Below are 20,569 nucleotides of genomic sequence, written 5' to 3'. Positions count from 1 at the left end.
CAACCAAGCAGTTGATAGCCTCGGCCGATGGCCGCGCTGAGCTGGATCGCCCAACTGTTGCAGTTCGATCGCCACGGTGATGACTTCTGTATTCGCGAGCCCCGCCGGGGTGCGGTCGAGCGGTTGTTCGGCGGCCTGATCGCGGCTCAGTCGCTGGCGGCTGCCGGCGCCACGGTCGACGACGGCAAACTCCCGCAATCGCTGCACGCCTACTTTGTCCGCGGCGGACGCTACGACGCCGACGTCGAGTTCCACGTCGACCGCATCCGGGACGGACGCGCGTTCGCCACCCGCCATGTCACCGCCAGCCAGGGCGGGGCGGTGATCCTGGAGATGATCGCGTCGTTCCACCATCCCGAACCGGGACTCGACTGGTTCCCCGAAGCACCGCCCGCACTGGAGTTCGCGGCGGCAGTCCCCAAGGCCGAGGTGCTGGATTTCGGGGACAAGTTCGAACTGCGCACCACCCACGACGATGCCTCGGAGTTCGCCATCCCACCGTTCTGGGTCAGGGCCAGCACCCCGATCGAGGACGATCCGCTGATCCGCGCCTGCACGCTGACGTTCATGTCCGATCTCGGTCCGGTGCCCTCGGCGCTGCCACCGAATGTCCGGCTACGGTCCGATCTCGGCTTCGCGGCGAGCCTGGATCATTCGATCTGGTTCCACCGCCCGTTCCACCCGGAGCGCTGGCATCGCTACGAGATCCAGCCGGCCAACCACAACGACTCGCGCGGCCTGGCGGTCGGTTCCCTTTACGACGCCGACACGACGCTGATCGCCAGCGTGACGCAGGAAGCGCTCTGGCGGATCCAACCGGACTGAAGCAGCGCTACAGCCGCGCCTTGACCGCGGCCGACAGCCGCGCACCATCGGCCTTGCCCGCGGCAATGGCCGTGGCGGCCTTCATCACCTGGCCCATCTGACGCATGCCGGGGCGCTCCCCGATCTGCTCGGCGACCTGTGCGATGGCGGTGTCGGCGACGTCGGCCAGCTCGGCGTCGGTCAGCGGGGTGGGCAGGTACTCGTCGATGACGCGGGCCTCGGCGTGCTCGTTGGCCGCCAGTTCGCCCCGGCCGTTCTGCGTGTAGATCTCGGCGGCCTCGCCGCGCTTCTTCGATTCGCGGGCCAGTACCGCGATCACCTCGGCGTCGGACAGCTCCCGGGCCTGCTTGCCCGAGACCTCCTCGCTCTGGATCGCGGCCAGCACCATGCGCAGGGTGGCGGTGCGCAACTTGTCCTGCGCCTTCATCGCGCCGGTCAGATCGGCACGCAGCTTGTCCTTGAGGTCGGCCATAGCGTCAACCTACGCTGCGATCACTCCTGGCCCGCCACGAATTTCGCGTCGACCGACATCGAGACCTCGATATCGGCGGGTGAGAAGTCGAGTTCCGGCGCACCGCCGCCCTTGGGTGCGGCCATCGCCCGCATTGCCAGAGGGGACGATGACCCCTCCGGAGACCGGCCCAGCATGCCGGCATCGCCGATCGCCACCGGCCGGACCGGACCGAGACCCAGTGCGTCGGAGAAGCGCTGGGCCCGGGTGACCGCGTCCTGCACGGCGGCGGTGTGCACCCGGACGACGAGTTCGTCGCGATGCTTGGCGGTCAGTGCCCATTCGATCCGCGACAGCGAAAAGCCGCCGGTGTCGGTGACGTGGCCGCCGACCCATCGCGCCATCGCGGTGAAATCACTGAACTTGACCTCGAGCCCGACGCTGGCATGGTGCACCAGGGGCAACTGCTTGCCCTCGTTGTTCCAGGGCCGGTCGGCCCAGGTGCGCACGTGCCCGGTGGACCACCAGGTGACCGGGCCGCCGTCGGGGTTGTGCAGCGGTGCGATCGAGGACTTCACCGCGTCCACGTCGCGGACCACCCGCTCGTACACCGGCTCGATGGCCGGCCCCTCGTAGCCGATGGTGGCATGCACGGTCGCACGTTCGGGCGGCTGAAAAGCGGAGAACGACCCACGCACGATGATCTCGGTCGACATGCCCACACGGTAGTTGCTGACGGCAACTACGGTGAATGCATGACGAGCGGCCGGCCATACCTTGCGCACTTTTCGGCAGGGAACGTCATCCCGCTTCGTCCGTTGAGCCTGACCGAGATCTTCAACGGCGCGGTGGCCTACGTCCGCACCAACCCCAAAGCGACGCTGGGGCTGGCCACCATCGTGGTGCTCGCCTCGCAGATCATCACGCTCGCACTGCAAATCGGGCCGCTGTCCGCGCTCGGCGAATTCGACTCCACGCTGCAGGGCGAGGCCCCGTCGTCCGGGACCGTCGCGGTGTTCGCCGGTGGCGTGTTCACCGGCATCGTGGTCACGACGCTGGCCTCACTTCTGCTCAGCGGCATGCTCACGGTGGTGATCGGCCGCTCGGTGTTCGGCGGAAGCATCACGGTCGGTGAGGCGTGGCAGCGGCTGCGTGGCCGGTTACCGGCACTGATCGGGCTGACCGTGTTGCAGGCTCTGGCTTTGGCGGCCGTCATTGCCGGCGTGGCGGTGGCGATCGCCGGTGCGGGCAGCATCGGCGGCGGGCTGGCCGCGTTCGCGATAGGTGCCCCGTTGGTGGCACTCGTGCTCGTCGGCGTGCTCTACGTGTCGACGGTTCTGCTGTTCGCCCCCGCGGCGATCGTGTTGGAACACCTCGGGATCGTCGCGGCGGTCAAGCGCTCATTCACGTTGGTGAGCAAGGACTTCTGGCGTGTGCTCGGCATCTGGGTGCTGGCCACGATCGTGGCCGCGGTGATCGGCTGGGGCGTGGGTGCGCCGTTCAACATCGCCGGGCAGATCATGACGATGATCGCCGACGGCCCCACGATGCCGGCGTTGATCCTCAGCGCCGTCGGCTCCGCTATCGGGCAGATCGTCACCGCACCGTTCAGCGCGGGCGTGGTCGTGCTGCTGTACGCCGATCGCCGGTTCCGGGCCGAGGCGTTCGATCTGATGCTGCAGACGGGCGCGGGTGCACCGGTCGAAACCGCCGACCAACTCTGGCTGCCTGCCCCGGTACACCCGAGGTGACGAGCATCGAAATCGACCGTGACGCCGCGCACGACGCCGCGCAGAACGAACTGACCAAGCCGATCTACCCCCGGGCTTCGCCGGCCGATCAGATCGGCGAGTGGCTGCGGGACCTGTTGTACCGGATCACCGCCGCCGGCTCGACGAACCCCGGCGGCTGGTTCACCATCTCGGTACTGGTGATCCTGGTCGTTGTCGCCGTCGTGGTGGCCGTACGGATCGCGCGGCGGACAATGCGCACCGCACGCGGTGCGGACCAAGCACTGTTCGGCAGCCAGGAGCTCAGCGCCGCCCAACACCGGTCGATCGCTGAACAATATGCCGCACAGGGTGATTGGTCGGCAGCAATCCGGCACCGGGTCCGCGCCCTGGCACGCCGCCTGGAGGAAACCGGGGTGCTCGACGCCGTTCCCGGGCGTACCGCGACCGAACTCGCCCGCGACGCCGCGGCGGCGCTACCCGCTGTGTCCACCGAACTGTTCAGCGCGGCAAACACATTCAACGACGTCACCTATGGTGAGCGGCCGGGTACCGAATCGGCCTACCGGGCGATCGCGGCCCTCGACGAGGTCAGGGCGCCTTGAACCCCAGTTCGGTAAGACACAGCCTCCGCACCGCCCGCTGGGTGCTGCTGACATTCGCCGTCGTCGTCGCGGTGGCGATCGCGACCGTCTACCTGACCGCACCGCGTCCCGGCGGGGCGATGGATCCCGAGTCCACCTCACCGGAGGGCACCCACGCATTGGTCAGCCTGTTGCGAGACCACGGTGTCGAGGTGATCACCGCTGCCGACGCCGACGCGGCGGCCCGCGCCGCCCCGGCACCCTGCTGGTGGTGGCGCAGACGATGTTCCTGTCCAGCGAGAAAACCGTCGCCCGGCTGACCCATCTCCCCGGGGACCTGCTGCTCGTCGCACCGACCGGGCTCACCCGCGAGAAACTGGCCCCGCAGATCCAGCTCGACAAGCCCACGGAGTTCGGCGGCGGAGAGCCGGATTGTGAACTGCCCGAGGCGAACCGGGCGGGCACGGCACAGTTGGGCACCACCGATACCTATGCGGCCGCCGGCAGTACGCCGGTCACCCTGTGCTACGACGGCGCACTGGCGCGCTACCACGACGGGCCACGCACCGTGACCGTGGTCGGCACGGGTGACTTCATGACGAACTCCCGCCTGCTCAAAGAGGGCAATGCGGCACTGGCCATGAATCTGGCCGGCGCCGCACCGCGGGTGATCTGGTACGCGCCACAGCATTTCGAGGCCAGCTCGACAGCGAACGGCAAGCTGTCGGATCTGATGCCACCGCAGGTCCGGTGGATCGTCCTGCAGCTCTGCCTGGTGGTGGCGCTGCTGGCGGTGGCCCAGGCCCGGCGCCTCGGTCCGTTGGTCACCGAATCCCTGCCGGTCGTGGTCCGCGCATCGGAGACCGTCGAGGGACGTGGACGGCTCTACCGTTCCCGCCGGGCGCGCGACCGGGCCGCCGACGCGTTACGCACCGCGGCGCTGGGCCGGCTGCTGCCCAGGCTCGGGTTGAACACCGCCGCGGCACCGCAGGCCGTCGCGGCCGCCGTCGCCGCACGCTGCGGCACCGCGGCGAACTCGGCCGGCGCCGGTAGTACTGCCGGCTCGGCCGGCGCCATCCTGTTCGGCCCGCCGCCGGTCTCCGACGCCGAACTCGTCCACCTCGCACACCAACTCGACGACATCGAAAGGCAGGTCGCACAGTCGTGACTCAGCCCACCTCCGAGAACGCCCGTGAAGCCCTGCTGGCCCTGCGCAACGAGATCGCCAAGGTGGTGGTCGGCCAGGACGCGGTGATCAGCGGCCTGGTGGTCGCGCTGCTGTGCCGCGGGCACGTGCTGCTCGAGGGGGTCCCGGGCGTGGCCAAGACCCTGTTGGTGCGCACCCTGGCCGCGGCGCTGCAGCTGGAATTCAAGCGGGTGCAGTTCACACCGGACCTGATGCCCGGCGACGTCACGGGCTCCCTGGTGTACGACGCGCGCACCGCCGAGTTCGAATTCCGCAGCGGCCCGGTGTTCACGAACCTGCTGCTGGCCGACGAGATCAACCGGACACCGCCGAAAACCCAGGCGGCGCTTCTGGAAGCCATGGAGGAACGTCAGGTCAGTGTCGACGGCCTTCCCCGGCCGCTGCCCGACCCGTTCATCGTGGCGGCCACCCAGAACCCGATCGAGTACGAGGGCACCTATCAGCTGCCCGAGGCCCAGTTGGACCGCTTCCTGCTGAAGCTCACCGTGCCGCTGCCGCCGCGGGATCAGGAGATCGCGATCCTGAGCCGGCACGCGCAGGGCTTCGATCCGCGCGACCTGTCGGCGGTACGGCCGGTGGCGGGTGCGGCCGAGCTGGCGGCTGGACGCGACGCGGTGCGCCAGGTGCTGGCCGGTGACGAGGTGCTGGGCTACATCGTCGACATCGTCGGTGCCACCCGGCATTCCCCGTCACTGCAGCTGGGTGTGTCACCGCGCGGCGCGACGGCCTTGCTGGCCACGGCAAGGTCGTGGGCCTGGCTGTCCGGCCGCAACTACGTGACCCCTGACGACGTGAAGGCGATGGCCCGGTCGACGCTGCGCCACCGGGTGGCGTTACGCCCGGAGGCCGAGTTGGAGGGGGCCACCTCCGACGGAGTGTTGGACGGCATCCTGGCCTCCGTCCCGGTACCGCGCTGATGGTTCTCACCGGCCGCGCCGGTCTGGTGGCACTGGTCTGTGTGCTGCCGATCGCGTTGGCCCCTTGGCCGGCAACGGCTTTCGCCGTGCTGGCGGCGCTGTTGGCCGCGGCGGTGGCGGCCGATGTCGCGCTGGCCGGCGCTACCGGCGGCCTCCAGGTGACTCGTAGCGGCGAGTCCACCGCGCGCCTGGGCCAGACCGTCGATGCGGTGCTGACCGTGCGCAACACCGGGCGCCGCCGGGTGCGCGGCGCGATCCGCGATGCCTGGCCGCCCAGCGCGTCGGCGCGACCTCGCGCCCACCAGGTGAACATCGCGGCGGGCCAACAAGTTTCGCTGGCCACCCGGTTGCACCCCGCGCGCCGCGGTGATCAACGGTGCGAGCTGGTCACGGTGCGCTCGATCGGCCCGCTGGGACTGGCCGGCCGGCAACGCTCACGGCAATTGCCCGGGCAGGTACGCATCCTGCCGCCGTTCCTGTCCCGCAAGCACCTGCCGTCCCGGCTGGCCCGACTGCGGCAGTTGGACGGTGCGATCCCGGTGCTGATCCGCGGTCAGGGCACCGAATTCGACTCGCTGCGTGAGTATGTGGTCGGTGACGACGTCCGCTCGATCGACTGGCGGGCCACCGCCCGGCGCGCCGACGTGGTGGTGCGTACCTGGCGTCCGGAACGCGACCGCCGGGTGGTGATCGTGCTCGACACCGGACGCACCTCGGCGGGCCGGGTCGGGGTGGACCCGACCTCGCTGGATCCGGGCGGGTGGCCGCGGCTGGACTGGTCGATGGATGCGGCGCTGCTGCTGGCGGCCCTGGCCTCGCGGGCCGGGGATCACGTCGATTTCCTGGCCATCGACCGGGTGACCCGCGCCGGGGTGTTCAATGCCTCACGCACCGAACTGCTGTCCACGCTGGTCTCGGCGATGGCGCCACTGCAGCCCGCCCTGGTGGAATCCGATGCGACCGCGATGGTTTCGGCGGTGGCGCGCCGGGTGCGGGGCCGGGCGCTGGTGGTCCTGCTGACAGACCTCAATGCCTCTGCCCTCGACGAAGGTTTGATGACGGTGTTGCCGCAACTGTCGGCACGCCATCAGGTGCTGCTGGCCGCGGTCGCCGATCCTCGGGTGGACCAGTTGGCGGCCGGCCGTTCCGATGCCGCGCAGGTGTATGACGCCGCCGCTGCCGAACGGGCCCGTAATGACCGCCGGGCCATCGCGTCACGGCTGCGCGGGCACGGCGTCGATGTGGTCGACGCCCCGCCCGAAGATCTGGCGCCGGCACTGGCCGACCACTATCTGGCGATGAAGGCGGCGGGAAAGCTCTAAGCGGTGGGAACCAGATCGGGTGCGTCTTCGAGATCGCCGCTCTCGCCCGCCCGCACGGCCTTGCGCCCGAAGTGGAACACATAGCCCAGAAAGGCCAGCTCGGCCGCGACGCCGATGCCGATCCGCATCCAGGTGGGTAGCGGCGACGGGGTCACCAGGGCCTCGATCAGACCGGACACCAGGAGCACCACGGCCAGTCCGACCGCGGCGGCGACCACTGCCCGGCCCTGTTCGGCCAGCACCTGCGCCCGCGGCCGGTTGCCGGGTGCGATCACCGTCCAGCCCAGCCGCATCCCCACCGCGGCGGCCAGGAACACGGCGGTCAGCTCGAGCAGTCCGTGCGGGGTGATCAGGCCGAGGAAGAAACCGCCCTTGCCCGCGCTGAACATCAGCCCGGCGATCAGGCCGAGGTTCGCGGCGTTCTGGAACAGCACGTACGGGATGGGCAGACCGAGCAGGATCGCGAAGGCGATGCATTGGGCGGCCACCCAGGAGTTGTTCACCCAGACCTGCAGGGCGAACGATCCGGCCGGGTGCTCGCTGTAGTAGGACTCGAAGTCGTGGTTGACCAATTCGTCGATCTCGCTGGGGGTTCCGACGGCCGCGTGCACATCGGGGTTGCCCGACACCCACAACGCCAGCGCCACGGTCACGATGAAGAACGCCACCGCGGATCCCAGCCACCAGCGCCAGGACCGGTAGGCCACCACCGGGAAGGACACCGTCCAGAACCGGACGAACTCACGCCACAGCGGCGCGTGCGCGCCGGTCACCGCGGCTCGTGCCCGGGCCACGAGCCCGGACAACCGTCCCACCAGGACCGAATCCTGCGAGGCCGATCGCACCATCGACAGGTGAGTGGAGACCCGCTGGTAGAGGTCCACGAGCTCGTCGACCTCGGCACCGGTCAACCGGCGGCGTCGTTTTACCAACTGCTCCAACCGGTCCCAGGTGGGGCGATGGGCCACGACGAACGCATCGACATCCACCCGGCAAAGCGTAGTCGGTAGCGTGTGTCGGTATGGTTTGGCAGCCCGCGCCGGTGGTGACCGGCGACGCCGTCGTCCTCGACGTGGCGATCGCCCAGTTGCCCGTGCGCACCCTGGCCGCACTGATCGACATCGTGGTCATCGCCGTCGGCTACGTGGTGGGCGTGGTGTTGTGGTCGATCACCCTGACCCAGCTCGACGAGGCGTTGTCGGCCGCGATCCTGATCATCTTCACGGTGCTGACCCTGGTGGGCTATCCGGTGCTGATGGAGACCGCGACGCGTGGCCGGTCGCTGGGCAAGATGGCGTTGGGCCTGCGAGTGGTCGCCGACGACGGCGGCCCGGAACGTTTCCGCCAGGCGATGTTCCGCGGGCTGGCCGGCTTCGTCGAGATCTGGATGCTCACCGGTGGGCCCGCCGTCATCTGCAGCCTGGTGTCGGCCAAGGGCAAACGGCTCGGCGACATCTTCGCCGGGACCGTGGTGATCAGTGAGCGCGGACCCAAGCTGAACCCGCCTCCGGTCATGCCCCCGGCGCTGGCCTGGTGGGCCGCCTCGCTGGAACTGTCGGGCCTCGGCCCCGAGCAGGCCGAGTTGGCCAGGCAATTCCTGTCGCGATCGGCTCAGCTCGATCCGCGGATACGCCATGAGATGGGGCACCGGATCTTCGGTGAGGTGGCCTCGCGCATCTCGCCACCGCCACCGCCGGGCGCGCCGGCCGAGTACGTGCTGGCAGCGGTGCTGGCCGAGCGGCACCGTCGCGCACTGGCCCGGCTGATGCCGCAAGCCCGTGCGGTGGCGTATCCGGCGGCCTATCCCGGCTATCCGCCACCACCGCCGACCAGCGGTTTCACCCCACCCAGCTAGGGTGTGGGACATCACTGTCTCATTTTGACCCGATCGTGCTACATTTTGATCCATGATCAATTCGGCATCGACGCACAGCGGGCCGCGTGAGCGCACCCGCAAGGCGATTCTCGATGCCGCGATGACGGTCCTGGCCGACAATGCGACGGCGTCGCTGAGCGATATCGCAACCGCCGCCGATGTCGGCCGCAGCACCGTGCACCGGTACTACCCGGAGCGCACCGACCTTCTGCGTGCCCTCGCCCGGCACGTCCATGAGCTCAGCAACGCCGAAATCGACCGCGCGGACCCGACTCACGGTCCCGCCGACGAGGCACTGCGCCGCGTGGTGGAAAGCCAGCTCGACCTGGGTCCGATCGTGTTGTTCGTCTACAGCGAGCCGACGATCCTGGCCGATCCCGAGCTGGCGGCCTATCTGGACACCGGCGACGAGGCGATCGTCGAGGTGCTCAACCGAGCGTCGGTCGACAGGCCCGAATATCCCCCAGGATGGGCCCGGCGGGTGTTCTGGGCGCTGCTGCTGGCCGGCTACGAAGCCGCCAAGCAGGACGGCACCCCCCGCCACCAGATCGTCGACGCCATCATGACCAGCCTGACCGCGGGCACCATTCATCTCCCGCGCGGCTGACCCCAAACTTGCTTGGAGAAACCCAATGTCCACCTGCCTCGACGGCAGCCCCGCTGTGACGCCGACCCCGAAACGCGCCTGGGTGGCGCTCGCGGTCCTGATGCTGCCGGTACTGCTGATCGCCATCGACAACACCGTCCTGGCCTTCGCCCTTCCGGCGATCGCCGAGGACTTCCGTCCCGCGGCATCCACCCAGCTATGGATCGTCGACGTCTACTCCCTGGTGCTGGCCGCGCTGCTGGTCGCCATGGGCGGGCTCGGTGACCGGTTCGGCCGGCGCCGCCTGCTGCTCATCGGCGCCACGGGCTTCGCGATCGTCTCGGCCGCCGCGGCCTTCGCGCCGAGTGCGGCCTACCTGGTCGCCGCGCGTGCGGCGCTCGGCGTCTTCGGTGCGATGCTGATGCCGTCGACGCTGTCGCTGATCCGCAACATCTTCGTCGACGCCTCCGCGCGCCGGCTCGCGATCGCCATCTGGGCCTCGTGCTTCACGGCGGGCTCGACGCTGGGCCCGATCGTCGGCGGCGCGCTGCTGCAGCATTTCCATTGGGGCTCGGTGTTCCTGGTGGCCGTGCCGATCCTGCTGCCGCTGCTGGTGCTGGGTCCCCGGCTGGTGCCGGAATCGCGTGACCCGAACCCGGGCCCGCTGGATCTGGTGAGCGTGACCCTGTCGTTCACCGCGATGCTGCCTTTCGTGTGGGCGATCAAGACTGCTGCCCACGACGGCTTCTCGGGTGGCGTCGTCGCGGCGTTCGCGATCGGCATCGCCTCCGGCGTGCTGTTCGTGCGCCGGCAGAACCGCAGTGCCACACCGATGCTCGACATGGGCCTGTTCTCCTACGCGCCGTTCAGCGCGTCGATCCTGGCGAACTTCCTGTCGATCGTCGGCCTGATCGGGTTCATCTTCTTCATCTCACAGCACCTGCAGTTGGTACTCGGCCTGTCGCCGCTGGCGGCCGGTCTGGTGACACTGCCGGGCGCGGTGGTGTCGATGATCGCCGGCCTGGCGGTGGTCAAGGCCGCCAAGCGGTTTGCGGCGGACAAACTGATGATCTTCGGCCTGGTCTTCGTCGCTGCCGGGTTCGGCTTGATCCTGGCCTTCCGTCACGATCTGTCGGTGGCCGCGGTGATCGCGTCGTTCGTGGTGCTTGAGCTGGGTGTCGGCGTCTCACAGACGGTGTCCAACGACACCATCGTGGCATCGGTGCCCGCGGCGAAAGCCGGTGCGGCGTCCGCGGTCTCGGAGACCGCCTACGAGCTGGGCGCCGTGGTGGGCACCGCGACGCTCGGCACGATCTTCACGGCGTTCTACCGCAACAACATCCAGGTGCCGGCCGGGCTGACCCCGGCGCAGGCCGCCGACGCCGGTGAGAGCATCGGCGGCGCCACCTCGGTGGCCGCGGATCTTCCCGCCGAAATCGCGCAGCGCCTGCTGGATTCGGCCCGCCTGGCGTTCGACTCCGGCATCGCGCCGACGGCGATCATCGCGGCGACGCTGGCGCTGGCGGCGGCCGGGATCGTGGCGGCCGCGTTCCGCAGGCAGGCTCAGCGGTAACGCAGACCGATCAACAGCAGTACGGCGCCGATGAACCCCGATGCGGTGCGCACGTGGTTCCAGGCCGTCCAGGTGGTGAAGTAGGCCTGCCATTCGGCGGCCGCATCGGCCAGGTCGATCTGGTCGAGGTGGTTGTTGAGCGGCACGTTGAACGCCATGGTGATCACCACGCCGAGGACGCCGAAGATCGCGCCGGCCAGCAGATACCAACTGCCCGGCCGGCCGATCTGGGCCACCGCGATCACGCCGACGATCACCGACAGCATCGCCGAACCCAACAGGAACAGCAGGAACGGTGCGTTGCTGTTGGCTTCGGCGTTCATGCCGCGCATGGCGGTGACGGCGTCGACCGGGCCGGTGCGGTCGAGGCCGCGCATCACGAAAGTGGAGAACGCGTAGAAGATTCCACCGGCGGCGGCACTGCCGAGGGCGGCGGCTGCGGTGAGGACGACGACGGGGCTGATGGTCATGGCTTCAGTCAACGATGCCGAGGTGAGACGTTCCATCGCCGAGAATCCCAATTCCATACGCGATCGTCTCGCTCGCGCCTCACACTGCCAAGATGGATCCGTGACGTTCGACGAGGTGGTGGCCGAAGCCGACGCGGCCTCGGTGGACGGCTGGGACTTCTCGTGGCTGGAGGGCCGGGCGACCGAGGCCCGGCCGTCGTGGGGCTATCAGCGCCTGATGAGCCAGAGATTGACGACCGCGTCCTCGGCGCTGGACATCCAGACCGGCGGCGGTGAGGTTCTCGCCGGCGCGGCGACGTTCCCGCCGGCCATGGCGGCCACCGAATCCTGGCCACCCAACCTCGACCGTGCGACCCGGCTGCTCGGACCCCGCGGCGTCGTCGTGGTCGCCGATCCCGACGAGCCGCCGCTGCCGTTCGCCGACGCGGCATTCGATCTTGTGCTCAGCCGGCACCCGGCCACCGTGTGGTGGGACGAGATCGCTCGCGTGCTGGCTTCGGGTGGTACCTACCTGGCCCAACATGTCGGCCCGGCAAGCGTTTTCGAGCTGACGGAGTTCTTCCTCGGCCCGCAGCCCGAGGCCCGCAGGGCCCGCGACCCGGAAACAGAGGCCGCCGCCGCGCGGACCGCCGGCCTGGACATCGTCGACCTGCGTGCCGAGCGGCTTCAGGTGGAGTTCTTCGACATCGGCGCGGTGGTGTACTTCCTGCGCAAGGTCATCTGGATCGTGCCCGGTTTCACGGTTGACACCTACCGCAACCGGCTCGCGGCGCTGCACCGGCAGATCGAGGCCGACGGTTCGTTCGTCGCGCACTCGTCGCGCCACCTGATCGAGGCGCGCAAGCCGGGCTGAGCGCTACCCTACGGTCGTGGACGCCCTGGTCGGACTGCTCGACGGGGTACGTGCGCGGGGCGCGTTCGTCCTGCGGTTGCGGATGGATCCGCCCTGGTCACTGGCCATTCGCGACGAAGCACCCCTGGCACTGATCTGTCAGACCCGCGGTGACGCGGTCATCGTCGGCGATCACAGCGGCACGTTCCGGTTGGGTGCGGGCGACGTCGCACTGACCCGCGGCACCGAAAACTATGTCTTCGCAGACGATCCGGCCACACCGCCGAGCGTCGTCATCAATCCCGGCCAGCGTTGCACGACCCTGTCCGGCGAAGATCTGCAGTTCGAGATGTCGCTGGGCCTGCGCAGCTGGGGCAACAGCGCGACCGGATCATCGGAGTCGATCGTCTGCGCCTACGAAGGGCGCAGCGAGGTCAGCGCCCGCCTGCTCGACGCGCTGCCGGCGGTGCTGGTGCTGCGAGCCGACGAGTGGGACACCCCGCTGATCGATCTGCTGTCCGTCGAAGCCGGCCGCGACGGACCCGGGCAGGAGGCCTACCTCGACCGCCTGCTCGACCTGCTGCTGATCGGCGTGCTGCGCACCTGGTTCGACCGGGACGGCAATGCTCCGTCGTGGTGGCAGGCCGAACAGGATCCCGTCGTCGGCCCCGCACTCAAATTGATCTACAACAATCCGGCACATCCCTGGACCGTTGGCAATCTTGCTGCAGCCGTGGGATGTTCGCGTGCGGTGTTCGCCCGCAGGTTCACCGATCAGGTCGGCGAACCGCCGATCGCGTTCCTCACCGGTTGGCGCCTGGCGCTCGCGGCCGACCTGCTGCGCGGCAGCGAGGCCACGATCGCCGCCGTGGCCCGGCAGGTCGGCTACTCCACACCGTTCGCATTGAGCAGCGCGTTCAAGCGGTCCTACGGGGTCAGCCCGAACGAACATCGGGCGGTGTGACCGCACCTGCGGCCCGGCGCGCAGCGAGCGCCCCGGCGATCGACGTGGTCGCGATGGTGAGCAGCGCGCCCAGCATCAGGGCCGCGGGCTCACCCGGCGCCAACAGATGCTGTTCGGTACCCAAAGTGGCGGCGGCGACCGGGACACCTAGCTGGGCGGCGGAGAACACCGCGAGGGTCGCCGGCTGACCCAGCAGCCGGCCCGCGCCGTGTGCCAGCACCGCACCGAGGCCCAGAGCCACACCGAGCCCGATGAATTCGGGATGGTCGGCGAGTTCCCGCACCTGCAGCGATGCACCCAGCCAGACGAAGAACAACGGGCCGAAGAATCCGTCGGTGATGCCGAACAACTGCCTGGCCAGCCGGCGGGGCTCCCCGATCGCCGACACCACCAGGCCCAGCGCGAAACCGGCGAGCATGATCGAGACGTGCGTGCCCAAGGCGATGGCCGACAGCCCGAACAGGAAGATCAGGCTGAACCGGAGCTCGAGCGCGAACTTGTGCTTCTCGGAATAGTGGTGCAGACGGCGGCGCAGACCCCGCGCATACGCGGCCCGCAGCACCAGGAACAGCACCCCCGCACAGCCCGCGATGACCAGCGCTCCCAGAGCCGCGCGCGGGGCGCGTTGGATGTCGATCACCAACGGCAGCAACACGATCGATGCCGCATCGGCGATCGCGATCTGAGCGGTCACGGACAGCACGGGCGGCCCCTCCAGGCGTAGCCCGTCGATGACCGGCAGGGCCAGCGCAGCAGACGACGAGGCCATCACGACGGCGTACAGCGCCGCGTGCCCGGTGCCGAACGCACGCGCGATCACCACGCCGAGCACCGCGGCCACCGCGCCCACGAAGACCGCCCGCAGCAGCGCCCTGGGGATCGCGGTACGCAGCGTGGTGTCACGCACCGGTACGTGGGTACCGACGACGAACATCACCAGGGCGAAGCCGATGTTGGCCAGCAGGGTGAAGGTCGGATCGGTGTGATCGACGATGCCGAATCCGGTTCTGCCGACCACGATCCCGGCGACGAGCTCACCGACCACCACCGGGACGCGCAACCGCGGCACCGCGGCCAGCACCGGTCCGGTCAGGCCGATGACCGCGACCAGCGCCAATGTGTCGAACCCGAACCCGGCCACCTCAGCCCGTCACGCCTGCCAGGACACCAGATGGCACGGTATCGGGGTGTTCTCGTCGGTGACGTAGCTCGCGCACACCCGGTGATAGCCGTCGGCGATCTGTAGCCGCACCCCGCCGACCGCCTGGCCGCGCACCAACAGGATCGGCGACAGCCGCTTGCCGGCGCTGATCTTCGACAGGTCGTCGCGGACGTGGGCGTTGGTTTCTGGCAGCAACGGCAGTCCGGCGGCCCGCAGGATGTCTTTTGCCTTGCGGTACACCACCTCCGCCGTCTTGAGCGCCGCCACCGTATCGGCCACAGCGCCGGGCTCGGCGATCAGGCCGAGGTAGTCGGCGGCGGCGTCATAGTCGTGCCCCTCGGGAGAATCGAGCCACTTCACGGCCATCCGCACACATTAGGCGCTGATCCAGTTCCCGTGGAACCCGTACGGCACCCGTCGCGGCAGTTTGATGGTGGCGACAGGCTTTCCGCCGAAGTCCGACGCATCCACGATCACGAGGTCGCTGCCGTCGCGCTCGGGGTTGTAGACGTAGCCCAGGTACCACCCGTTGGTCTCGTCGGCCGGACCCGTCCCGGGGACGAAGACGGCTTCCCCGGGCCCGCCTGATCCGAGTTCGTGGCGAACACCGGCACCGCTGGTCAGGTCGTAACGGATCCACGCGTTGTCCGCGACGGACACCGAGTACCGGGCCGGTAGGCCGGCCAGCCGGTCGTCGATGCGGGGGAACTCCACCCCGAGACCGTCGAGCTGACGTTCGCGGACCGTCCCGGTGGCCAGGTCGATCCGCCATTCCCACAGCACGCCCTCGACGTCGAACCCGCCATCGTTGCGCCAGAGCTCCGGATAGCGAACGGCCTGCAGCACAATCGAATTGCCGTCGTCATGGGCGTTGGCGACGTGGAACACGTAGCACGGGTCGATGTCGAACCAGCGGATCGGCGCGTCGGGGTCGTCGCGGCGCAGCACACCGAACCGGGCGCCGTAGTCATCGCTCCAGCGGTAGGGCATGTCACCTTCACCCTTGACCGCGATGTCCAGGTCGAACACCACGGGCAGGTCCATGAAGATCACATGGCCCGCGGTCATCGCGAAGTCGTGCATCATGGTGTGCGCCTTGACATCCACCGGCCGGTTGATGGTCAGCTCACCGTTGGCGTCGGCGCGGTGATAGGTGACGTAGGGCTCGAGGATGCTGCCGTATCCGAAGAAGTGCAGTTCCCCGGTCGTAGGGCAGATCTTGGGATGCGCGGTCATCGAGTCGACCAGTTTCCCGCCGAAGTCGTAGGCGCCCACGGTCTCCAGGTCGTCGGTGATCTCGTAGGGCAGCGAGGACTCCACGAGCGCCAGGGTCTTGCCCGCGTGGTTGACGACGTGGGTGTTGGCGACCGCGGACCGCAGGTTGCGCGTGCCGTCGGCGTTGTACAGCGGGAAGTCCTTGACGAAGCTGTCGGTGCGGACCCAGCGGTTGCGGTACCACTTGGCCGCACCGTTCTCGATGCGGATGCCGTGGATCATTCCGTCGCCGGTGAACCAGTGTTCGGTCGCCTGGCGCGGGTTCGGGCCGTTGCGCAGGTACCAGCCGTCGAGTTCGGCGGGGATGGCCCCGTCGACGGGCAGGTCGTACTCGGTGAGTTCGTCGGCAACGGGTGCGTAGTTGCCGCGCCGGAAGAAGTCGGTTTCGCCGATGGGCAGGGCTGAGGTCATGCACTCAACGGTGACATTCCACAACTGACATGTCAATAGTGGACGGTAGACTGATGGAATGAGTCTGCGCATGGCGGCACTTGGCCTGTTGGCACAGCACCCCGGCAGCGGGTACGACCTGCTCAAACGGTTCGAGAAATCGATGGCGAACGTCTGGCCCGCCACCCAGAGCCAGCTGTACGGCGAGCTCAACAAGCTGGCCGCCGCCGGCCTGATCGAGGTGTCGGCAATCGGCCCCCGCGGCCGCAAGGAGTACCGGATCACCCCGGCCGGCCGCACCGAACTGCAGCGCTGGATCACCAATCCCGCCGACGACCCGCCCGAGCGCAGCGCCGGGCTGCTACGGGTGTTCCTGCTGGGCGAACTGCCCCGCGACCAGGCCCGCGAGCACCTGGCAGCACTGGCCGCGCACGCCGACTCCGAAGTGGCGCGCCTCAAGGAACTGGAGTCCTCCATCCCCTGGTCCGACACCGACGAGGACCTCTATGGCCACGCAGCCTTGGAGTACGGCCTGCGTTTCAACGCCATGCAGGCCGAGTGGGCACATCGACTCACGAAGGCTATCGACAACCGATAGATTCCGATATATCGTTGACGCATCGGAAGCGCCAAACGATGCTTCCTCCCCGACAACGAAGGATTAACTTCAATGACCCACCCATTCAATTCACAAAACGGCGGCTTCGGATTCGTTCCACTCGGCCGCGAAGAGGCCCGCATCATGTTCCGCCAGGCCCGACAGGCCCGCCGGGACATGCGCGAGCAGATGCGCGCACAGGCGGACGCGACCCGTGAGCACGGCGTCGACGCCACCTGCCAGACCGGCTTCGGCGGCCCAGGATTCGGCGGCCCGGGCTTCGGGCCCGGTCGCGGCTTCGAATTCGGTTTCGAGCCGCGCGGCGGCTTCGGCTTCGGATTCGGCGGACCCCGGGGGCGGGGTGGCCGCGGCGGACGCCGCGGTCGACGCGGCGACGTGCGTGCCGCCATCCTGACCTTGCTGGCCGAACGGCCCATGCACGGCTACGAGATGACGCAGGAGATCGCCACCCGCAGTCACAACCTGTGGAAGCCCAGCCCCGGCTCGGTGTACCCGACCCTGCAACTGCTCGTCGACGAAGGTCTGATCACCCCGACCGAAACCGAGGGCAGCAAGAAGACTTTCGAGCTGACCGAGGAAGGCCGCCAGGCCGCAGCCGGAATCGAGACCGCGCCCTGGGACCAGATCACAGAGGACGCCGATCCCGCTGCCATGAACCTCCGCGGCGCCCTCGGCCAGCTGATGGCCGCCGTCGGGCAGTCGAGCTTCACTGCCAGCGAGGATCAGCAACAGCGCATCCTCGACATCGTCAACAACGCCCGCCGTGAGGTCTACCAGGTCCTCGGCGAGGAGTAACGGCCCGTAGGCTGCGTTTGTGAACAGCCTCGTGACAACCATCGCGCCGGCCGTCGTCGCAGTCTTGACCGCGGCCGGCGCGGTCATCGGACTCCAATTCCGTGATGTCGATTCCTACGAGCGCCGGCGCAACATCTGGCAGTGGCTCCTGGTCCTGCTCGCCGCCGCCGCGACATTAGGGGCCGTCGGATCGGCCTCCGGTGTGGGAAGCATCGTCGAGGCCACCATCATGACGGTGGTCGGCGTGGCCGCCGTCGTCCTCGCGCACGTGCTGTGGCGGCGGCGTGTTCCCGACGCCGAACCCCGTAACGTCGCGATCGCCACTGCCGCCGCCGCGTGCGCGGTCCTGGTCATCGTCGGCGTGACCACACTGACCTACACCGGGAACAAGGGCTGCCGTCAGGCCGATCCGCTCGTGCAGTCCAGCCGCGCGAGTTCGGGCGCTCTCATGCCGACGATCGAGGCCAACCAGGGTCCGACGGTCGGCGACTTCACCGACTGGGCCAAGATCATCCGCGAGCAGGCCGATCAGGTGACCGACGGCGACGTCGCGCAGCACGCGCACCGAATGGGCGAGCTGGCAGGACAGATCGCCGAGTCGGTCAGGAGCAACGACAAGGCCCAGCACGCGCTGCTCGGCAAGGAGTACTACGACGAACTCGGGGCGATCCTGAAGAAGTGCCAGATCCAGGTGACCCGCTAGATCTCGACCCAATCCAGGGTTCGTGAAACCGCCTTGCGCCAGCCGGCGTAACCCGCGGAACGCTGCTCGTCATCCCATTGCGGGCTCCACCGCTGGCCCTCCTGCCAGTTCGCCCGCAGGTCGTCGGCACTCTCCCAGAACCCGACCGCGAGCCCGGCCGCGTACGCCGCGCCCAGTGCCGTGGTCTCGGCCACCACGGGCTTGACCACCTCGACTCCCAGCACGTCAGCCTGGATCTGCATGCACAGCGCATTGGCGGTGATACCGCCGTCCACCTTCAGAACCTCAAGGTGCACACCGGAATCGGCTTCCATGGCCTCGACCACGTCGCGGCTCTGGTAGCAGATCGCCTCCAGGGTGGCCCGCGCCAGGTGAGCGTTGGTGTTGAAGCGCGACAGGCCGACGATGACGCCTCGCGCGTCGGAGCGCCAGTAGGGAGCGAACAGCCCGGAGAACGCCGGCACGAAGTAGACGCCGCCGTTGTCGGCCACCTGCCTGGCCAGCGCCTCGCTCTGCGCGGCACCGCTGATGATGCCCAGCTGATCGCGCAGCCACTGCACCGCCGAGCCCGTCACCGCAATCGAACCCTCAAGGGCGTAAACCGGTTTCGCGTCACCGAACTGGTAGCACACCGTGGTGAGCAGCCCGTTCTCCGAACGCACGATCTTCTCGCCCGTATTGAGCAGCAGGAAATTGCCTGTGCCGTAAGTGTTCTTGGCCTCACCGGGCTCCAGGCACACCTGCCCCACCATCGCGGCCTGCTGATCGCCGAGGATTCCGGTGACCGGCACCTGCCCGGCCAGGGGACCATCGTCGCGGGTGATCCCGTACGAGGCCGGGTACGACGACGGCTTGATCTCGGGCAGCATCTGCCGCGGAATCGAGAAGAAGGACAACAGTTCGTCGTCCCAGTCCAGGGTTTCCAGGTTCATCAACATGGTGCGGCTGGCGTTGGTGACGTCGGTGACGTGCACGCCGCCGCGGTAACCACCGGTGAGGTTCCAGGTCACCCAGCTGTCGGGCGTACCGAAGATCGCGTCACCGTTCTCCGCGTCGCGCCGGACCCCCTCGACGTTGTCCAGGATCCACTGGATCTTGCCGCCCGAGAAGTACGTCGCGGGCGGTAGCCCCGCCTTGCGGCGGATCACGTCACCGCGGCCGTCGCGGTCCAGGGCCGCGGCGATGCGGTCGGTGCGGGTGTCCTGCCAGACGATCGCGTTGTGGTACGGCCGCCCGGTGTGGCGGTTCCAGACCAGCGTGGTCTCCCGCTGATTCGTGATGCCCAGCGCGGCGAGGTCCCCGGCCACCAGGTTGGTCTTGTTCAGCGCGGTCATGATCGCCGCGGAGGTGCGTTCCCAGATCTCGACCGGGTTGTGTTCCACCCACCCCGCCTTGGGCAGGATCTGCTGGTGCTCGAGCTGATGGCGCCCCACCTCGGCACCGGCGTGATCGAAGATCATGCATCGGGTGCTGGTGGTGCCCTGGTCGATTGCAGCTACGAAGTCCGCGGACATTCGTACATGATGGCTTACATGGCTCCCGACCCCTCAGATATCGACCGGATGCCACGGGGCGGGTTCCGCGCGTCGTGCCTGGACCGGCTGCTCGAGACCGACCGGCCGGAGTACCTGGACCGGGACGATGTCGACACCTCTGTGAAGAACCAGGTGATCGGGGCGCTGGACTGGACCGGCCGGTTCTTCAAGAACCATCAGCGCTTCGCCGCGATCGCGCTCGATCTGGTCGCCGAGGTTCCCGATCCCCGAATCCTGGAGTTGGGCGCCGGGCACGGCGGGGTGTCTCGCCAACTGCTGGCCGACCATCCATCGGCACGGGTCACCGTCACCGACGTCGACCCGGAATCGGTGGCCCGCATCGCCGCGGGTGACCTGGGCAGCCATCCCCGCGCCGAGGTCCGCCAGATGGACGCCACTGCGATCGACGCCGCCGACGGCAGCTACGACCTGGCCCTGTTCGCGTTGTCGTTCCACCACCTGCGCCCGGCTCAGGCCGCGCGGGTGTTCGCCGAGGGCACCCGGGTTGCCGACACTCTCTTGATCATCGACCTGCCGCGCCCGCCTGCCCCGCTGCACCTGCTGCGCCTGGCAACGATGCTGCCCGCGGCGGTGGTGCTCCCGTTCGCGCACGACGGTGTCATCAGCTCACTGCGCAGCTACAGCCCCTCGGCATTGCGCAGCCTTGCCCGCCACGCCGACCCGTCGATCGAGCTCAAGCTGCGCAGCGGACTGAACCTGCCCCAGATCGTCATCGCCAGACGCGCACGGTGA

The 20,569-nt window shown here is 68.7% G+C and carries 22 protein-coding genes and 1 pseudogene; 15 read left to right on the top strand and 8 right to left on the bottom strand.

Annotated elements, in window-relative coordinates; translation table 11 throughout:
- Window positions 1-27: 27 nt before the first annotated feature.
- Complete coding sequence (locus ACNQVK_RS07470; protein WP_418029020.1) at window positions 28-825, top strand: acyl-CoA thioesterase; 798 nt, start codon at window positions 28-30, stop codon at window positions 823-825.
- 7 nt (window positions 826-832) lie between these two features.
- Here the strand turns inward: ACNQVK_RS07470 and ACNQVK_RS07465 are convergent, their stop codons facing one another.
- Together ACNQVK_RS07465 and ACNQVK_RS07460 are read right to left on the bottom strand one after the other, a co-directional pair.
- A complete protein-coding gene (locus tag ACNQVK_RS07465; RefSeq protein ID WP_418029019.1) occupies window positions 833-1,297 on the bottom strand; it encodes a GatB/YqeY domain-containing protein in 465 nt (154 codons plus the stop codon).
- A 20-nt stretch (window positions 1,298-1,317) separates the two neighbouring features.
- A complete protein-coding gene (locus ACNQVK_RS07460; protein WP_418029018.1) occupies window positions 1,318-1,992 on the bottom strand; it encodes an SIMPL domain-containing protein in 675 nt (224 codons plus the stop codon).
- A gap of 39 nt (window positions 1,993-2,031) precedes the next feature.
- Between ACNQVK_RS07460 and ACNQVK_RS07455 the strand changes: the two genes are divergently transcribed.
- The 5 genes and pseudogenes from ACNQVK_RS07455 to ACNQVK_RS07435 all read left to right on the top strand — a co-directional run bounded on the left by ACNQVK_RS07455 (window position 2,032) and on the right by ACNQVK_RS07435 (window position 7,036).
- Entirely contained in the window at window positions 2,032-3,027 is a 996-nt protein-coding gene (locus ACNQVK_RS07455) for a hypothetical protein (RefSeq protein WP_418029017.1), read from the top strand.
- Window positions 3,024-3,611, top strand: a complete 588-nt coding sequence (locus ACNQVK_RS07450; RefSeq protein WP_418029016.1) for a DUF4129 domain-containing protein — start codon at window positions 3,024-3,026, stop codon at window positions 3,609-3,611. Before ACNQVK_RS07455 ends, ACNQVK_RS07450 begins: the two co-directional genes overlap by 4 nt.
- Window positions 3,608-4,758, top strand: a pseudogene (locus tag ACNQVK_RS07445) (DUF4350 domain-containing protein). Before ACNQVK_RS07450 ends, ACNQVK_RS07445 begins: the two are co-directional and overlap by 4 nt.
- Window positions 4,755-5,714 carry an AAA family ATPase gene (locus ACNQVK_RS07440; protein WP_418029015.1) on the top strand — a complete coding sequence of 320 codons (960 nt, stop codon included), beginning with the start codon at window positions 4,755-4,757 and terminating at the stop codon, window positions 5,712-5,714. Before ACNQVK_RS07445 ends, ACNQVK_RS07440 begins: the two are co-directional and overlap by 4 nt.
- Window positions 5,714-7,036 (top strand): DUF58 domain-containing protein, encoded by a 1,323-nt coding sequence (locus ACNQVK_RS07435; RefSeq protein ID WP_418029014.1) that lies wholly within the window; start codon window positions 5,714-5,716, stop codon window positions 7,034-7,036. Before ACNQVK_RS07440 ends, ACNQVK_RS07435 begins: the two co-directional genes overlap by 1 nt.
- Here the strand turns inward: ACNQVK_RS07435 and ACNQVK_RS07430 are convergent.
- Window positions 7,033-8,025 (bottom strand): stage II sporulation protein M, encoded by a 993-nt coding sequence (locus ACNQVK_RS07430; RefSeq protein WP_418029013.1) that lies wholly within the window; start codon window positions 8,023-8,025, stop codon window positions 7,033-7,035. The genes ACNQVK_RS07435 and ACNQVK_RS07430 overlap by 4 nt on opposite strands.
- A 32-nt stretch (window positions 8,026-8,057) precedes the next feature.
- Here ACNQVK_RS07430 and ACNQVK_RS07425 point away from each other — a divergent pair, with 32 nt between their 5' ends.
- The 3 genes from ACNQVK_RS07425 to lfrA are packed head-to-tail and all read left to right on the top strand — an operon-like array spanning window position 8,058 to window position 11,071.
- Window positions 8,058-8,891 (top strand): RDD family protein, encoded by an 834-nt coding sequence (locus ACNQVK_RS07425; protein WP_418029012.1) that lies wholly within the window; start codon window positions 8,058-8,060, stop codon window positions 8,889-8,891.
- Window positions 8,892-8,943: 52 nt separating this feature from the next.
- On the top strand, window positions 8,944-9,519 hold the full coding sequence (locus ACNQVK_RS07420; RefSeq protein ID WP_044521128.1) for a TetR/AcrR family transcriptional regulator: 576 nt from the start codon (window positions 8,944-8,946) through the stop codon (window positions 9,517-9,519).
- Window positions 9,520-9,544: 25 nt separating this feature from the next.
- Entirely contained in the window at window positions 9,545-11,071 is a 1,527-nt protein-coding gene (lfrA, locus tag ACNQVK_RS07415) for an efflux MFS transporter LfrA (protein WP_418029011.1), read from the top strand.
- On the opposite strand, the gene ACNQVK_RS07410 is transcribed toward lfrA, so the two are convergent.
- Window positions 11,062-11,598 (bottom strand): DUF1772 domain-containing protein, encoded by a 537-nt coding sequence (locus ACNQVK_RS07410; protein ID WP_418029010.1) that lies wholly within the window; start codon window positions 11,596-11,598, stop codon window positions 11,062-11,064. The genes lfrA and ACNQVK_RS07410 overlap by 10 nt on opposite strands.
- Before the next feature lie 43 nt (window positions 11,599-11,641).
- On the opposite strand from ACNQVK_RS07410, the gene ACNQVK_RS07405 reads away from it, so the two are divergent.
- Complete coding sequence (locus ACNQVK_RS07405) at window positions 11,642-12,394, top strand: class I SAM-dependent methyltransferase (protein WP_418029009.1); 753 nt, start codon at window positions 11,642-11,644, stop codon at window positions 12,392-12,394.
- Window positions 12,395-12,410: 16 nt separating this feature from the next.
- Window positions 12,411-13,337 (top strand): AraC family transcriptional regulator, encoded by a 927-nt coding sequence (locus ACNQVK_RS07400; RefSeq protein ID WP_418029008.1) that lies wholly within the window; start codon window positions 12,411-12,413, stop codon window positions 13,335-13,337.
- On the opposite strand, the gene ACNQVK_RS07395 is transcribed toward ACNQVK_RS07400, so the two are convergent.
- The 3 genes from ACNQVK_RS07395 to ACNQVK_RS07385 are packed head-to-tail and all read right to left on the bottom strand — an operon-like array spanning window position 13,309 to window position 16,185.
- Window positions 13,309-14,478, bottom strand: a complete 1,170-nt coding sequence (locus tag ACNQVK_RS07395; RefSeq protein WP_418029007.1) for a cation:proton antiporter — start codon at window positions 14,476-14,478, stop codon at window positions 13,309-13,311. The two genes, ACNQVK_RS07400 and ACNQVK_RS07395, sit on opposite strands and share 29 nt — an antisense overlap.
- Before the next feature lie 9 nt (window positions 14,479-14,487).
- A complete protein-coding gene (locus tag ACNQVK_RS07390) occupies window positions 14,488-14,865 on the bottom strand; it encodes a hypothetical protein (protein ID WP_418029006.1) in 378 nt (125 codons plus the stop codon).
- A 9-nt stretch (window positions 14,866-14,874) separates the two neighbouring features.
- Entirely contained in the window at window positions 14,875-16,185 is a 1,311-nt protein-coding gene (locus ACNQVK_RS07385) for a carotenoid oxygenase family protein (RefSeq protein WP_418029005.1), read from the bottom strand.
- A gap of 58 nt (window positions 16,186-16,243) precedes the next feature.
- On the opposite strand from ACNQVK_RS07385, the gene ACNQVK_RS07380 reads away from it, so the two are divergent.
- The 3 genes from ACNQVK_RS07380 (at window position 16,244) to ACNQVK_RS07370 (ending at window position 18,281) form a co-directional block, all read left to right on the top strand.
- Entirely contained in the window at window positions 16,244-16,762 is a 519-nt protein-coding gene (locus ACNQVK_RS07380) for a PadR family transcriptional regulator (protein ID WP_418029004.1), read from the top strand.
- A gap of 72 nt (window positions 16,763-16,834) precedes the next feature.
- The gene (locus ACNQVK_RS07375; RefSeq protein WP_418029003.1) at window positions 16,835-17,578 is read left to right on the top strand and encodes a PadR family transcriptional regulator; all 744 of its coding nucleotides are present in this window, start codon (window positions 16,835-16,837) and stop codon (window positions 17,576-17,578) included.
- A gap of 19 nt (window positions 17,579-17,597) precedes the next feature.
- Window positions 17,598-18,281, top strand: coding sequence for a hypothetical protein (locus tag ACNQVK_RS07370; protein ID WP_418029002.1), 684 nt, complete (start codon window positions 17,598-17,600; stop codon window positions 18,279-18,281).
- On the opposite strand, the gene glpK is transcribed toward ACNQVK_RS07370, so the two are convergent.
- On the bottom strand, window positions 18,278-19,795 hold the full coding sequence (glpK, locus tag ACNQVK_RS07365) for a glycerol kinase GlpK (RefSeq protein WP_418029001.1): 1,518 nt from the start codon (window positions 19,793-19,795) through the stop codon (window positions 18,278-18,280). The genes ACNQVK_RS07370 and glpK overlap by 4 nt on opposite strands.
- A 9-nt stretch (window positions 19,796-19,804) precedes the next feature.
- Between glpK and ACNQVK_RS07360 the strand changes: the two genes are divergently transcribed.
- Window positions 19,805-20,569 carry a class I SAM-dependent methyltransferase gene (locus ACNQVK_RS07360; protein ID WP_044522042.1) on the top strand — a complete coding sequence of 255 codons (765 nt, stop codon included), beginning with the start codon at window positions 19,805-19,807 and terminating at the stop codon, window positions 20,567-20,569.

The sequence above is a fragment of the Mycobacterium sp. 134 genome (assembly GCF_048282715.1).
GTDB lineage: Bacteria > Actinomycetota > Actinomycetes > Mycobacteriales > Mycobacteriaceae > Mycobacterium > Mycobacterium septicum.
Note: the sequence above shows the minus strand (reverse complement) of the source record. Positions and strands in the feature narration are given on the sequence as shown.